The sequence below is a fragment of the Shewanella sp. SP1S1-7 genome, from assembly GCF_031932105.1.
Lineage (GTDB): Bacteria > Pseudomonadota > Gammaproteobacteria > Enterobacterales > Shewanellaceae > Shewanella > Shewanella baltica.
Genome location: NZ_JAUOEU010000005.1, coordinates 127,546 through 142,844, shown reverse-complemented (window position 1 = coordinate 142,844; position 15,299 = coordinate 127,546). Strand labels below are relative to the sequence as shown.

10 protein-coding genes and 2 pseudogenes are annotated in these 15,299 nt (G+C 43.5%); 6 read left to right on the top strand and 6 right to left on the bottom strand.

Annotation, left to right across the window (positions count from 1 at the left end; translation table 11 throughout):
* The first annotated feature begins 121 nt into the window (after positions 1 to 121).
* On the top strand, positions 122 to 214 hold the full coding sequence (locus tag Q4Q49_RS22175) for a pentapeptide repeat-containing protein (RefSeq protein ID WP_371824891.1): 93 nt from the start codon (positions 122 to 124) through the stop codon (positions 212 to 214).
* On the opposite strand, the gene Q4Q49_RS06305 is transcribed toward Q4Q49_RS22175, so the two are convergent.
* Entirely contained in the window at positions 194 to 1,141 is a 948-nt protein-coding gene (locus Q4Q49_RS06305) for a LysR substrate-binding domain-containing protein (protein ID WP_311998915.1), read from the bottom strand. The genes Q4Q49_RS22175 and Q4Q49_RS06305 overlap by 21 nt on opposite strands.
* Positions 1,142 to 1,361: 220 nt before the next feature.
* On the opposite strand from Q4Q49_RS06305, the gene Q4Q49_RS06300 reads away from it, so the two are divergent.
* Complete coding sequence (locus tag Q4Q49_RS06300) at positions 1,362 to 2,342, top strand: dienelactone hydrolase family protein (protein ID WP_311998914.1); 981 nt, start codon at positions 1,362 to 1,364, stop codon at positions 2,340 to 2,342.
* A gap of 107 nt (positions 2,343 to 2,449) precedes the next feature.
* On the opposite strand, the gene Q4Q49_RS06295 is transcribed toward Q4Q49_RS06300, so the two are convergent.
* Genes Q4Q49_RS06295 through Q4Q49_RS06285 form a run of 3 tightly spaced genes read right to left on the bottom strand, consistent with a single transcriptional unit; the run spans position 2,450 to position 7,166 of the window.
* Positions 2,450 to 3,739, bottom strand: coding sequence for a cytochrome c (locus Q4Q49_RS06295; RefSeq protein WP_311998913.1), 1,290 nt, complete (start codon positions 3,737 to 3,739; stop codon positions 2,450 to 2,452).
* Positions 3,739 to 4,272, bottom strand: a complete 534-nt coding sequence (locus tag Q4Q49_RS06290; RefSeq protein WP_106649631.1) for a (2Fe-2S)-binding protein — start codon at positions 4,270 to 4,272, stop codon at positions 3,739 to 3,741. The genes Q4Q49_RS06295 and Q4Q49_RS06290 overlap by 1 nt, the downstream gene beginning before the upstream one ends.
* The gene (locus Q4Q49_RS06285) at positions 4,269 to 7,166 is read right to left on the bottom strand and encodes a molybdopterin cofactor-binding domain-containing protein (protein ID WP_311998912.1); all 2,898 of its coding nucleotides are present in this window, start codon (positions 7,164 to 7,166) and stop codon (positions 4,269 to 4,271) included. Before Q4Q49_RS06285 ends, Q4Q49_RS06290 begins: the two co-directional genes overlap by 4 nt.
* A 1,230-nt stretch (positions 7,167 to 8,396) precedes the next feature.
* On the opposite strand from Q4Q49_RS06285, the gene Q4Q49_RS06280 reads away from it, so the two are divergent.
* The 4 genes from Q4Q49_RS06280 (at position 8,397) to Q4Q49_RS06265 (ending at position 12,397) form a co-directional block, all read left to right on the top strand.
* Positions 8,397 to 9,098 (top strand): hypothetical protein, encoded by a 702-nt coding sequence (locus tag Q4Q49_RS06280; protein ID WP_259542072.1) that lies wholly within the window; start codon positions 8,397 to 8,399, stop codon positions 9,096 to 9,098.
* Positions 9,092 to 11,371 carry a DEAD/DEAH box helicase gene (locus Q4Q49_RS06275; protein WP_311998911.1) on the top strand — a complete coding sequence of 760 codons (2,280 nt, stop codon included), beginning with the start codon at positions 9,092 to 9,094 and terminating at the stop codon, positions 11,369 to 11,371. Before Q4Q49_RS06280 ends, Q4Q49_RS06275 begins: the two co-directional genes overlap by 7 nt.
* Before the next feature lie 291 nt (positions 11,372 to 11,662).
* Positions 11,663 to 12,094: a hypothetical protein gene (locus Q4Q49_RS06270; RefSeq protein WP_311998910.1), complete on the top strand. Its 432-nt coding sequence runs from the start codon at positions 11,663 to 11,665 to the stop codon at positions 12,092 to 12,094.
* A gap of 69 nt (positions 12,095 to 12,163) precedes the next feature.
* Positions 12,164 to 12,397, top strand: coding sequence for a hypothetical protein (locus Q4Q49_RS06265; RefSeq protein WP_311998909.1), 234 nt, complete (start codon positions 12,164 to 12,166; stop codon positions 12,395 to 12,397).
* An 859-nt stretch (positions 12,398 to 13,256) separates the two neighbouring features.
* On the opposite strand, the pseudogene Q4Q49_RS22170 reads toward Q4Q49_RS06265, so the two are convergent.
* Together Q4Q49_RS22170 and Q4Q49_RS22165 are read right to left on the bottom strand one after the other, a co-directional pair.
* Positions 13,257 to 13,652 (bottom strand): annotated as a pseudogene (locus Q4Q49_RS22170) (methyl-accepting chemotaxis protein); the annotation flags it as partial.
* A 150-nt stretch (positions 13,653 to 13,802) separates the two neighbouring features.
* Positions 13,803 to 14,483, bottom strand: a pseudogene (locus tag Q4Q49_RS22165) (PAS domain-containing protein); the annotation flags it as partial.
* Between the last annotated feature and the right edge of the window lie 816 nt (positions 14,484 to 15,299).

Here is a 15,299-nt window from a genome sequence, read left to right as displayed (position 1 = left end):
ATGCTGGATAATAAAAACGATTTTGGCTACTGTTGCCCAGAAGAAATAATATTTGTGTCTGCGGCAATAATAGACATCACGCCACAGACGGCTTTAGGCTGGTGCAGTAGTCAGTGCTGGTTTGAAATGCAGCTTAAGTGGCTGTTGCTTAAATGACAGTAGCTTAAGTGGCTGCAGTTTAAGTGGTTGCAGTTTAAATGACTGTCTTACCTAACCAAGGTTTGAGCTTTTTATCCCAGTAGGGCGGGTGGCCGATATGGGACTTTAAACATTCGATAATTACTTTGTACTTAGTCGGTAAATGGCGCCGCCTTGGGTAAACCACATAAACGGGCATCTGTTGCAGAGGTTTCCAATCGGGTAAGAGTTGAATGAGCTTGCCGCTTTGAAACTCATCGCTGAGCAAGTAAGTGGCCACATAGCCTATACCTCTTCCTGCAATCACAGCATTGCGCACAGCTTCGGCTAAGTCGACACGGTAATTTCCCGCGACATTGACGGTTTGCTCAAGGTCATCCTTAGCAAAACTCCAGCGATCATAATTACGGCTTTTACTTTGATAGATAACACAATTGTACTGAGCTAACTCCCGTGGATGGTGTGGGATGCCGTGCTTGAGTAAATAATCGGGGGAGGCGACCACCACAAAGTTAGTCTCGGCGAGGTGCTGGGCGATATAACCTTCGTTCAGCTGTTCATGGTTAGTGATCCACAGATCGAGGCCTTCTTCTAGCATATCGGCCTTATGGTCGAACAGGCTCAGCTCAAATCGCAATTCGGGATATTTTTCCTGCAACACTTCCAGCGCTGGGATGATGTGTAAGGTGCCAAAGGATTGAGAGGAACCTAGGCGAATCGTGCCGCTAATGTCGTCGCGGGCATCCAGCATCATGGCATCGGCATTTTGCGTCGCTTCAAACACTTGCTCACAATAACGCGCAAACTGCTGGCCCGCGTCAGTTAACACTAAGGTGCGAGTGGTGCGCTGCACTAACAGTAAGTTCAGCTCGGCTTCCAACGCGCCAATTTGCTTGCTGACATAGGAGGTCGAGGTTTTTAATTTAGCTGCCGCTTGGGTAAAACTGCCACTGGTTACCAGAGTGTGAAATATCACCATCTGGCTAGCTCTATGTTGTATCACGCCAAGCCCTCTAGAATCTAAATCGCTATTTTAAGCTAGCCTAGCCTTAACCGACAGCCGTTTGTGCCAATCGTGTGTTATTTCAAACCAAGCTTACAAAACAGCACACGTTAAAGTCAGTTGCCCTAAGTACGATTCTTCCTTTACTCTTGAGTTAAATCTTAACACCCACAAGCTAGGGAAGTGACCTGTGGTTAGCTTGTTCAACGGAGGAATAACGATGACACAGCAAGACAAGCAAGCCGTAGCAGAAACAAGTCAGATGCATGCCCAGAAAGTGCAGCCGATACCGCAGGAAGCCTTTGACTGGTATGACGAATATGCCCACGGCATTATCGATCGCCGTGAGTTTATGGGGCGGCTCGCAGGACTAGTGGCGCTAGGGTTTACCCTGACAACGCTCACGGGCGCACTCATGCCGAACTATGCCCTTGCCGAACAAGTGTCGTTTAACGACCCGAGTATTCAAGCCAGCTATGTTAAATTTCCCTCGCCCAATGGCTACGGTGAAGGGCGCGGCTATTTAGTAATACCTAATGAGTTATTGCTTGCTGGCAGTGCCGCTGGTGAGCCCAAGACTTTAGATCCCACTAAAAAAGCCGCCGTGGTATTGGTGGTGCACGAGAATCGTGGCCTAAATCCCTATATCGAAGATGTGGCTCGCCGATTAGCGGCGCAGGGGTATATCGCCTTCGCCCCCGATGCACTTTATTCCCTCGGTGGTTATCCGGGCAATGATGATGCGGGCCGCGCCATGCAAAGCAGTTTAGACAGAGCCAAAATCGAGCAAGACTTTATTGCCGCCGCGCAGTTTTTAAAATCCCATCCCCAGAGTAATGGCAAACTCGGTGCCGTGGGCTTTTGTTTTGGCGGCTATATCGTCAATATGCTGGCCGCGACGATTCCTGATGAGCTCAATGCTGGTGTACCTTTCTATGGCACGCCAGCCGCTGCAGAGCTGCGTAGCCGCGTGAAAGGGCCGCTAATGTTGCAGTTTGCTGGATTGGATCAGCGGGTGAACGACACTTGGGCCGAGTATGAAACCCAGCTAAAAACCAATAAAGCCGATTATGTCGCTTATCTTTACCCGAATGTGAATCACGGTTTCCATAACGACTCAACAGGACGATACGATAAAGCCACCGCCGAGCTCGCATGGGCGCGCAGCTTAGCCTTCTTCGATACTCGACTGCGTGGTTAGTGAGAGTAAACGCCGTTGACTGACAGATTTTCGTGCTCTATATCAATCAAGCAAAAGCCGACGCTAGCGTCGGCTTTTATCTTAAATCTCCCACATATCTATGTGGGTTAGTCGTGCTCGAGGATCACTTCTTTCAAGCTTTGAATGGTCTTCACATCGAGATTACCGGGTTGTGTGCTCCAGGTGAGTCTTAGGTAATTGGCTAAGTCTTTAATCTGCTCGTCGCTTAACTCATCAGCATATCCCGGCATGGCATAAAAGCTGGTGGTGGCGTTGTAATGCTGGCTTTGAATACCTTTTAGCATCACGGCGACGATATTGTGTGGACTGGCCTTATCTAAGGTGGCGTTACCAGCCATAGCTGGGGCGACGTTGGGGCGACCTTCACCATTTTGACCATGGCAACCGGCGCAGTAACCTTTGTAGAGTGTATAACCTGGCAGTTCAGGTTTATGGCCGTTAAAGGTGAGCGCTTGTGGTTTAATATCTTCGTCGGTATCGAGCAGATAACTGCTGACCGCGCGCATATCATCCTCGGTCAAGTGGCTAAAGCTGTGATACACCACGGGATACATGCCGCCAAAGACAGTGCCTTTACGGGAGTAGCCTTCAGTAAACAGCGACTTAAGATCCTCATGGGTCCAGTTCTGCCTGTTAAGCTCGGCGGGGCGAATGTCCGATGCTTCAAGCCCTTCGATAATCGCGCCCTCAAAGTGCTTGTCCTGCTCCATGGCAAACAGCGTGTCTCTTGGGGTGTGGCATTCACCGCAATGCCCTAGGGCATTGACTAAGTAATTGCCGCGATTCCAATGCTCGCTTTTTTCCTTGTTCGGGGTAAATTCCTTGGCATCGTGGGCGACCAAGTTCCAAGCTTTTAGGCCAAAACGCAGGTTAAACGGAAAGTAAACATCATTGTCGCGATTGGCTTGCTTGATGGGTTTAGTACTCATCAAATAGGCATAAATCGCCTTAGTGTCGTCGTCCGTCAGCAGGCTGTATGACGTGTAGGGCATAGCAGGGTAGAGGTTGCCGTTGACGCCAACACCGTGGTGCATGGCATCAAAAAACTCCTCGTAACTGTATTTGCCAATCCCGGTTTCTTTATCTGAGGTGATATTGGTTGAGTACACAGCGCCAAAGGGCGTTTCGAACGGTAAACCGCCCGCGAGTTCGCGCCCGCCGACTGCAGTATGGCAGGCCACACAGTCGCCTATCTTCATCAGATACGCGCCGCGTGCGATGTCGTTATTCGTATTGCCGCCTTCATCGGCAACGCTGCTGGAACAGGCGAGTAAACCTAGCCCTAAACTCAGGAGTAGATTGTGGCTCAACAGATTTTTTATCCTACTAATGTGCGGGAAATAGCGCGAGAAATAGCGCAGATTGGCTGATGTCATCACAGGGTTAGCCCCTTAGTTTTGAGGATCAGATCTTTGACCGCCGCATAGTATTTTACGTAGCCAGTACAGCGGCATACGTGTTCACTCAAGGCATCTTCAACGACTTTTTCAACTTGATCTTTAGCGATAGGTTGTCGCTCTAATCGCTCAAGCAGTGCGGTCGATTCGTTGACAAAGCCCGAGGTGCACCAACCACATTGAAACGAAAAATGCTCCAAAAAAGCCTCTTGCACTGGGCTCAGGGCGGTGATTTCGCCAAGGGAGTTTTGTCTAGCATGACCTTCGACAGTGCGGACGCGTTTACCATTGAAACGCTCAACACCATTGATGCAGGTACGCACCACTTCACTCATGCCTTGCTCGTCGTCGACGATCACTGTACAGGCGTGGCATACGCCTGCGCCGCAACCAAACTTAGTGCCTGTGAGGTTCAAGTATTCATGTAGAAACTCAATCATCATCACACCATCGGCGACGTCAATCGGGCCTACGGCTTGGTTATTAATGGTCAGTTTAATAGACTGGCTCATGCCATGGCCTCCTTAATTTTTTTCGCTGTCATAGGTAAATCGTAAAAGCGGACATGGGTTGCTTGATACACGGCTTCAATCAGCGCCGCGACCACAGGGATCATCACCACTTCGGCGATACCACGGCTGGGATCGTTATCAGATAACTGCGGCAATATGGTATGACGTTGATCCCACACGCCCACATGCCGCGCTAACGGCACCTGATAGCGATTGAGGTTCCACGTACCATTGCCGGCGCCTGCTTCAAATGGCGGTAAGCCTTCATGCAGTGCATGGCCAATTCCCATCGCAAGACCACCTTGAATTTGCCCTTCGACTAATTCTTTAACAATCACTTTGCCCGCTTCTAACCAAGTATGAGAGCTCAGCAGCGTGACTTCGCCATTGCCTTCGTTTACGGCCACTTCAACCAAAGTGGCGCAGGGGGCGTAGTAAGTCACCATGGCATTGTTCAGTTCGGCCTTGGGATAACTCATGGCTTGACGATCGATCAAGTGATAGCCATTAGATTTCATGCTGGCTTGACGCGCTTTGATACTCTTAGTCGTGTCGGAGGTGGCCGCAAACGTCGCGTTCCCTTCGCCGTATTGCAACGCCAGCGCATCGAGTGCTAAACGTTCTTTAGTGCCAAGAATGTCGAAATCGGCTTCGGCCCAAGCCCAGCGATTAAAGGCATGGCCCATCACGCCGACCACTAAGCCCATGTCGTGGGCGCGTTTCGCGAGAATATCGATCGACAGCGGCGGAAAGCCCAAGGCGGTTAACTTGCCATCAACCCAGCGGCCATCGCGGGCGTTATGCAAATTAGTCGAGCCCATTGGGGTGTTAAAATACAACTCGTTCCAAATCGATACCGCTGCAGGCCACAGGCCGTGACGGTAGATCACGTCGGCGGCGATACGGCTGACATGGCTTTGGTAATAGGCCGACATAGACGCCGACGATGCCATGGCTTTAACGGGCGTCCAGCGTGGATTGGCCGCCATTTCATCTTGGCGTTGCTGCGAAATAATATAAGGATTATCGGTTTGCACTAATTGCATCGCATCCCAAATATCCACTTCGGCGAGTTTTACTTCATCGGCAAAGTTGCCTAGAGCATCGCTGATTACGACGGCTTGGGAGGTTTGCGTGCCTGTGCCCATTTCGATAAAGCCGATTTCTAGGGTGATTTTACCGTCTTTAGCTAGGCGAACCGCCGCACTTGGCGCTGCTGCGCCCGTACCATAATCTTTAGTGGCGATACCAAAACCGACGCCGTAACGCATCCCCGGATGTTTGGCCTCATAGTCCTTTTTATTCACCGCGCGGTTTTGCCACACAGGAGCTTGCTCGGCCATGTCGAGCATTTCGCGGTAACGCAAAGTACCGTTAGGAATTGCGCCTTGAGTATTACGCTGGCCGGATTCCATCACGTTGGCGGCGCGCAGTTTAAAGGGATCAACTTTTAACTCGTCGGCTATCTCGTGGATCATGCATTCCATCGCCGTCATCGATTGCAGCGTGCCATAACCGCGCATCGAACCCGCATCTGGGTTACGCGACGCATAGGCGGAGGCGATAATATCGTTGCGCGGTGTGTAGTAAATGCTTTGCATCGCCGTCGCGCCAACCGAGGTCACAGACGGGGTAAAGTTGACGCGTCCGCCGCCATCGACTGTCATCTGTGAAGTTAAGGCTTGGATTTTTAAGGTCGATTTATCCACCGCTAAGCGGCTTTTCATGATGAACGGATGACGTTTAAGCCCAGATTGGAATTGCTCGAATCTGTCATTGGCGAGTCGGATTGGCCCCTTGGCATAAATGGTCGCGAGCACGCCGTAATAGGGGAATATCGAATGGTCTTTCGCGCCAAATCCACCGCCGATATAAGGCGAGTGCACCACCAGATGTTTTACCTTGCCTGCCAGTGGGCCAGATAACAGCATGTGCACTGCCATCTCTTGAAAGTCCTGTGGCGACTGCGAGGTAATCACTGTATGAAATGTTTGGCTAGTTGCGTCATACCAGCCGTTAAAGGCTTCGGGTTCCATCATCATAGGATCGATGATCTGGGTGCGATATTCCCGCTCTAAAACTTGCCACTGTTGATTGGCTTGGGCGCTAGCAATCTGCTTATCTATCTCGCCTGCATAATAAAGCCCGCGCTCAGACACTGTCCCTTTGGCATTCGGATTGCCTAACCATTCAGGCTTGCGATCTTTTACGCTAGGGAAAAACAGCCCATCGTGGAGCGGGCTATATAAATCTTCCCTTGCGCCATTTTCACCTTCTACTCGAATAAGGCGCCAGCTGGCGTACGGGTCTTTCGAGTCCGACACAAACGGCGTTTGCTCACCAAAGCGCAGTAAGGTCTGATCAAATTGCAGTAAAGACTTAGCTTGCTTAAAAGCGGGGAAACTGTCGAACAATAATATCGCCACCGCATGGCCTAAGTAGTCGGCGGTTTGCCCTTCGGCCAGCAACATGTTGTCACCGTAAAAATCGGGCAGCTTGACCTTATCGCGGGCCAGATCGACCGCGGTAATCACTTTATAGGGCTTAGCCGATGCGGGCAGGTGGTCGAGGGAAAAGCCTTGATAAACATGGGATGCATCGGCGGCGCGTAGGATAAAAGCGTAACCTTGCTGCTTGGGCCAGCCTTCCATGTCCATAGCGCGGTAATCACGGCCATAGACCTTTTGGCCTGTGACCTTCGCTATGCCGTCATTACGAAACTTAGGTTTGGATTGACCATTAACCTGAGTTTGCCATTGGGCTGCCAGTTCAGGTGAGACAATCGCCGCATTCGCGCGACTCATTTCCCACAACAAAGGGGCCGAATATACGGCAACCCCGCCAATCACACATTGCTTGATAAAGGTCCGGCGTGATGTATTAGATGGTTCCATATCTCAACCTCAGTTGTGCTTCCGTGTCATATCAGCCGCGCTGCTTGGTATCGCCCGATATAGGCTTGTTGTCGATCGACTTTTTATTGATTGTTGCGACATAACTTTGATAAACACTGAATGTAAATTTACATTAGCCACGTTAGCATGTAGGGCTGAAAATGCAAATTTAGACCGCTAATCGCCTTAGTTTTAATCAAGCTAAATTCGTGTGTAGCACCTGTGTTATCAGGCTTCTACAGTGATGTTCGCACTGTGATTCAACTCAGTTATGTTATGGCTGAATTTTGTTCAGAGCCCTTAGGTTAGAGCCCCTTGGGTAACTCGCTAACTTGAGGCTAATTCCCATGTCAAAATTGGCTCGCTTGCCAAAACAGACCGCCTGACACAGCGAGACTTCATGCCACTGCAAGATCAAGCGATAGTGCTATTTGATGGCGACAGGTTTAGTCACATGCAGCCATATCAACATTGTTAAATCAGTGCTTGCTTAATTACTTGATTTGTAATGCTAAAGTTATAGACAAGTGTACGCTATGTCGCTATCTTAGGTTTTTAACAAGGATGAGCTTTAATCGCGTACCCGCGATTCGAGTCACTTGCATCAGGACGATGTGTCTTTTCTCTTTCTTAGATACCCAACTCCTCCTGCAAATTCGTGAATATGCTTTGGCACTTATGCTTGTTGCCACAGTGCTTATTGGCATTTTGCTCAATGTTCAGCAGTGGGCGTTTTGAGCTGGTGCAACCTTGTTTTGAGTGATGGCTTGGCTGACAGATGTTGGCGAAGTGCGGTAGCAATGGGGAAGCTTTGTCGGTTCACAATTTGCCGTTTCACAAAGTTGTGAACTGGTAATTTTGCGGCCTAGCGGCCGAGGTGAATCAAGGTCGTGGGTCTTCAACCCACACCCGACCAAGGAGGACTGCTCGTCCTATCCTCCTTGGATGCTCCATGACGCCCCAACGGAGTTGAAAGCCCCTTGGGCTCATTGCCAAATTTGCTATCGCTTCCGAAGGATGCATCCCTGCACCTGCGAAAGCTAGCTCGCCATCCATGGCGAGACTCACGCAATTTGCCTATTCGCCCTGCGGCAACTCCGAGGGGAAATGTATTCTGCGGCAGCAGTGTTTAAATTGAGCAGTTTAATTTTGGTTGATCTTTTTGAGATGACTTCAATAACAATTTTATTCATTAATTAATGTTAAAAATAAAGGGTGAGGTAGTTGTTAATGGAAAAGCAGGATCATGAATGGGGATGCAAGCATATCAATTACACTGAAGATGGAACTATTAAAGCTTGTGTTGTGACTATTGAAGACTTGCAATGTATTGCTGAAAAATTAACATCGTCTGTGCTTGATACATCTTGGATGTTGACAATGGATATTGGGACAAAGCGCTCATATCAATATACGGCCCGTGAAACTGCTGATGCACTCGTTAAGATATTTAGAAATGTTACAGATAGAAATTCATTGAGTGCTGAGTTCGGCGAGGTAATGGTATCTATCGGATCAACACGTGCACTTGAACTAATTTTTGAACATAGAGCTTTACCAATTGCTGAAATATGGAAGCCACAGAAAAAGCAAAATGAAGGATTTGATTTTCATACCGAGTGTAAAGGAGATCTAATTAATTTTGGAGAAGCAAAATATTCTGGAAGTATTAATCCTCATGGTGAAGCGATACCACAGGCCTCTCGCTTTCTTAAAGAGGAAAAACACTTAAGAGATCGAGTCCATTTGATAAACTTAACAGGTAGTAAGTCTATCGAGAATTTAGATAGTGATAATTTTGGTGTTGTTGTAGCCTTTTCGATAAATTCAAAAGATACAAGTTCAATAATGAGAAATGCTATTGATAGCGTAAAGAAATCAGACTTGATGAATAACTCCAGAATGGTATATGTGGTTGGTGTTAAATGTTAAGTATAAAAAATATAAATACTGAATATGATGTAAGAGATGGTTTGTGTGAAATTATAAATAAACTACATGAAGAAGGGCCTGTTGATAGTAAGGTGTTAGAAAGTCTTACATATTATAAAATATTTCATCCAATAATTTTTCGCGAATATGAAGAAAAAATATTGTCAGTGTTAGGCCTTTTCTACAAAAATATTAAACCTAATGATCTTTTTGCATTTCTTTTGTCTGGTGTAGGTGAAACTCATAAGAAACAATATAGAGAATACTTAACTCCTGTTCAAGCTAGCGTTAGAAATGCGATAGAAGACCAACAGTTCGTGTCAATTTCTGCGCCTACTAGTGCAGGTAAGTCATTTTCTTTAAGAGATTATATATATGAAATCGAAGGTGATAGTGTCATAGTTGTACCATCTAGAGCCTTAATTGCAGAATATATAAAAACTATAAGAGAACGTTTCAAAAATGATAAGTCTGTGATGATCTCTTCTTTCGTTGATTGTGTTTTTAAAATCCGTAAATTAAGAAGAATATTTGTGTTGACCCCAGAAAGAGCTAGAGAGTTATTTTCTGAAAACTTAAATTTGAATATTTCACTTTTTTTCTTTGATGAAGCGCAAGTCTCAGAGGAAAAAGAGAGAGGCGTAATTTTTGATGTTCTTGTTCGCCGTGTACAAAAATTCTTTCCTAATGCAAAATTAATATTTGCACACCCATTTGTTGATAATCCAAGTGCTCAGATTAAAAAACATTCAATGGATGAGGGGAAATCATATTCAAGGTCATATCCACATAGTACTGTAGGTAAAGCATTTATTTATGGGCATGCTAATAAAGAAGACTACTATTTTTCTCCATATTATGAGAGTGGTCATCTTATTAGAAACAGCATTAAACTAGATGAAAAGTTTGAGTCAGTAGCTTTTAATGGTGAAATGTCTGTTTTAGTTTTTGTATCTAAGTCTTCAATATATCGAGGGGATTTTATAAAAGATTTCAGAAAATATGTTGATAAATTTAATGTAGTTAAAGATAAAAATGCAGTTAAAATCATTTCTCAAGTAGAAGAATTACTCGGTGCTAATGAAACAAATCATCGTTCAAATCTTGTAGGGCTACTGAGGAAGGGGGTTGTAATTCATCATGGTTCTGTCCCATTAGATGTTAGATTTCTTATTGAAGATTTTATTAGAGCTGGTTTTGCTAAAATTTGTTTCGCAACTAGTACTTTAGCACAGGGTATAAATATGCCTTTTGATATTGTTTGGCTAGACAATATGAGGATGCAAGGAATATCAGAAGAGGATAAGGCGCTTGCTTTTAAAAACTTAATTGGTCGAAGTGGTCGTCTTTCTAAGGAATTAAAGTTTGACTTTGGGTATGTTTATACTAAAAACCCAAAACTTTTAATAGAGAGGGTAAACAGTTCATTTAGTTTATCGGAGATATCTATTTTAGACCAAGAAGTTGATGAGGTTACTGATGAGAAAGAGCTGATATCTTCAATCTTAGATGGTTCATTCAATAATGAGTTTAATCTGCCAATGTCTAAAGTTGAACGATTATCTTCACAAGAGTCTATCGAAAACATTAAATTAATACTTGAGCTTGTTTATGTTGGCGGGTTCGGAGAAAAATTATTTGGTAGTAACAATAAACAAAATAGAGTACGGTTAAAAGATGCTCTATTTAATGTATACTGTATATCTTTGGGGCGAGAATTGTTCGATGGTGAAACAAATGTGTTTAACACTGCAATCGATATTTTTATCCTTGTAATTCAGGGCAGATCTTTCAAGGAGATTGTGGGGATAAGATACAATAATATATCAAGAAGAGGTGAGGCTAGAACAAGTTTTGCTAGATTTTCTCAACCTGCTAATAAATTACCTGATAGCTCATTAGTTAATAGTTTTTCATTATTCAAATCTGATGTAAGAGTAAAAGATGTTAGCTATGATGCTATCGTTTTTGATACGTATGACTATATGGATACTGTTATTTCATTTTCTTTATCAGATGTTTTAATGGGGGCGTTTTCTATTTATCACAATTTTACTAAGGATAATAACGCTCTTAAAATGATAGAGTTATTGAAGTATGGGACAAATGATACCACTCATACCTTACTTCTGCGCTATGGTTTTCCACCTGATGAAATCAAAGAATTAACTGAGTATATTGATTCAATCACTGAAGATAATATAATTTTTAAGCCTGATGTTTTAAATGGGTCTGAACAGGTGAAAGAACTTGTTGAATGGTATCTTCCGTAGTAAAAATCAAAGAAATAGCACTGGTAAAACTCTTTCAATGTGAAAAGTTAACTCTAATGCCAGAGAAGTTCACCAATCCCATGCGAAGCCACTAATCAATGTATGTAACTTCGCTAGGGGCGTCTTGGCTGCTGGTGAAAACAATAGCAAGGAGGATAGGACGAGCAGTCCTCCTTGGTCGACTCTTGATAAAAAAATCAGGGGGTGAAGCCCCACGACCTTGATGTAGATTTTTAATTTGAAATTGAGGCCAGTGTAACTCTGAATAGAGTGCATTCCATTGGAGGTAAATTGAAGTTTTTAGTGATTATCTTCGGCATAGCTGTGTCGATATTTATGCATGGAAGTGGGTTGTCTGTCGATAGCAAATGGTGGTGGGATTTACTGTTATCTTTCAATGTAAAAGCATTAAGTGAAAACTTGGGGATGGTTGTATTTTGCTTTTGGATACATCTTCCACTGATGATCATATTTTCTTTAGTATGTGCTTTGATTATTAATCGAGTTGGGTATCCAAGGTATTTTATTTACTCTGTGTTAGGTACTTCATTTTTTACATTTGTTGTGCTGCCATCACTGCCTGTTTTCGATGTGTTATTAGCTGGCGGGATGAGTCCATTACGTTTTATTGATATCTTTGTAAAAACACTCATGTTTCTGACCTTGTTCTTTGTTTTTAATATACTTATGAAAAAGTATAATAGGTTGAATTTATTTGGTTAATTTTTACTTTCAAGATGTTTCGCTGACTGTGTTTATTGATTTATTTTAGGGATGATTTAAGAGTTTTTTATGAAAAAAATTAGTTTTTTGGGTATGAGCATAGTGCTTGCTTTGACACTTGTTATCGGCCTTGCAGTTGATTTGATAGTTGAATTTAAGTCTGAATCGATTTTTATGCAGATGAATATTTTTAGCTTTAAATTATTATTTTCGTTACTTAGCATGCTTTGTGTATATATTGCTATTGCAGTCACTTTTAATTTTAAAGTGTTACCTATGCTTATAGGCAAAGATTATCAGTAAAATTACTTTAGGTGGTCTAAATTTCGATAGCTAGAAGTTTTCTTTTTATTTAACCTATGGTCTATGGGTGATCTACAATATTTCACCGTTGTAATAGTTAATTTAGCTGTGGTTGAGTTGATACACTTATATTTAGTTTATAAAAGTATCAATGATAAGCTCGAGTCTACTATATAAATTGGTAAGTTGAGGGTAATAAGTCTTGTGGCGTTGGCATAATTCTTTCAATGCGAATAGTTCACTCTAACGCCACAGAAGTTCACCGATCCCTTGCGAAGTTGTCGAAATACGCAGATAGCTCTTAGTTGTTAGAGTGGGGCCGTGGCGACATCATGGATGATGGCGCAGGCTCGGGGGCACATGGATGTGCCATCTGAGCCGTTAGGCGATTTTTATTGGAGTATGAGGCAGGTAACTAATGCATGTACTTAGCTAGGGTGAGTGCTGCGTAGCAGCGTTTCGAACGAGAGCTAGGGATGGCGAACTGGCAGTTAGACATGGACGTTGTTCGGCAAGGGGAGATGCAAGGCGAATAATCACCTTTTGTGATTGCGCTTATGGGCGAGAGGCAGGGATGCCAAACTGGCTGTTGTATATGGATATACTTGGGGATTGCTGTTGATCCCCTTCTTGCCCTGGTGTGGAATGGAGTTCCACGACTTTGATTTTGATTTAAAAAATCAAACGAAGTTTGAATCAGCTTCTACAACCGCGTTAGCGTAATCCAAACCCCGATGGTTATTGCACCTAATAGCGAGAGGCAAGGATTGCCGAGCTGGCTTTTGTGTATGGATAATCTGTTCAACCACGTTTATGTAACACCATAAATGTATTTTTATAGGGCATAAGGATTTTAAAATTAGACAGTTAGCTGGTTGGTGAATTGGCCAACTGCATTAACCACTTTTTGTGCACCATCTTGAATCTCTGACATAACCTCACCCGATTGGGTTGAGAGTGTTAACCCCTGTTGCGCTTGTTGCTTACCTTGCTCAATCATATTGACTGCACTTTCGGTTAACATTTTATTTTTTGATACTACCTCTACAATTTCCTCTGTCGCTTTACTGGTACGTGAGGCAAGTTGTCTGACTTCATCTGCAACGACTGCAAAACCGCGTCCTTGTTCTCCTGCGCGAGCGGCTTCAATTGCTGCATTTAAGGCAAGAAGATTGGTTTGATCGGCGATGCCACTGATACTTTTTACTAGCTCACCAATCATTTGAGATTGCTTATCTAATGCTTCAATGCCTTTGGCTGCATCATTCATTTGCGTCGCTAATTTATTCATCATCACAACTGTTTCTTGTAGCACTAAGCTCCCTTTTTTTGCAAAAGCATCGGTTTGTTGGGATGTGCTATAGGCTATGTCAGCCGCTTCGGATACGGCCAGTTCTCTGTTGACTTGATCTGTGATAACAGTGGCAAATTTTACGACTTTGTAGAGTTCGTTGTAGCTATCAAAAATAGGATTATAAGAGGCTTCTAACCAAACGATACGGCCATAGCTATCCACACGTTTAAAGCGATTCGCGACAAATTGTCCCTTGCATAGCTGATCCCAAAAATGCTTGTATTCTATTGAGTTATATTCTTCTGGTTCGCAAAAAATTCTATGGTGTTTACCAACAATTTGATTCTTAGTGTATCCCATCGCATTTAAAAAGTTATCGTTAGCAGTAATGACTGTACCGTCTAAGTTAAACTCAATAACAGCGGTAGAGCGCTGTAATGCTTGGTTTAAATCTTCATGTTTTTTCGAGCTTTCAATAGTACGGGTTAGATCGTTTGCATAAATAGAAAAGTGTTTTAACTTGCCATTACTGTTTTTGACGGGCTGTAAAATGGCTCGTAACCAAGCTTCCTCACCATCGCCCTTAACAATTTGTAGTGCACCTACCCAATGTTCGCATTGCTTTATGGCATTGCACATTGCTTTATAATGACTTGTGTTTCGAGCTCGCGCTGGCACCATTTCCGTTAAGTGTTTGCCGATAGGTGAGTTTTTTTGAAATAACATGTCGTCAGTAAAATTAGCGTTGATTGCGATAATTTTTCCATCAGCATCTAGCGCTAATACTAACATCTCACTATCAAGGCTTTCCCTAACTTGCCGCATTGAAAATAACTCTTCTTTCAATTGTTCATGTTCAGCCTTTAATTTTTTGTTAAATATGATCATATTGATTTCCAAGAAGTCTTAAAACGTCATTTTTATGATGAGAAACTGAGTATAGTCGATAAATTTTTTTCTACTTATATGATGCAGTCTGCTAATTAGATCAAATTGTTATGCCGATAGCTTTATATATCGTCTTTAGCGTTGAACTAAGGCTATATCACTATAACGTTGTTGTGGAGTCATCATTTAGACTTACTGGTTGGTTTTTTGAATACTGTGTTTGGATATTTTTTCTCAAGCAGGAAAGGATGTTGGATTATTCATGATGTTGAATTTATTGGTTTATTTATTTAGGATTTAAGTGTGATTGGTGTCGGGTGTGTATATCACGGTTTATTGTGGGTTAGTTATTATTTCGGGTCTTAGTATGACTTATGAATATACCGTAATTATTCAGAAAATCACTTTGTGTGGTCTACATTTCGATATCTAGAGTTCTTCATCCACTTCACTAGTCGTTAATGGGTAGCGGCCATATTCCATTATCGGAATAATCCATTTCGCTTTGGTTGAGTTGATCCACTTGTCTTTAGTTTATAGAAGTATCAATAGTCATCTTGAGTCAACAATATAACTTGGTAAGTTGAGGACAATAAGAAGTGTGGAACTGGCATCACTCTTTCACTGCGAAAAGTTAACACTAATGCCGCAGACGTTCACCGATCCCCTGCGAAGTTGTCGAAATACGCAGATAGCTCTTAGTTGTTAGAGTGGGGCCGT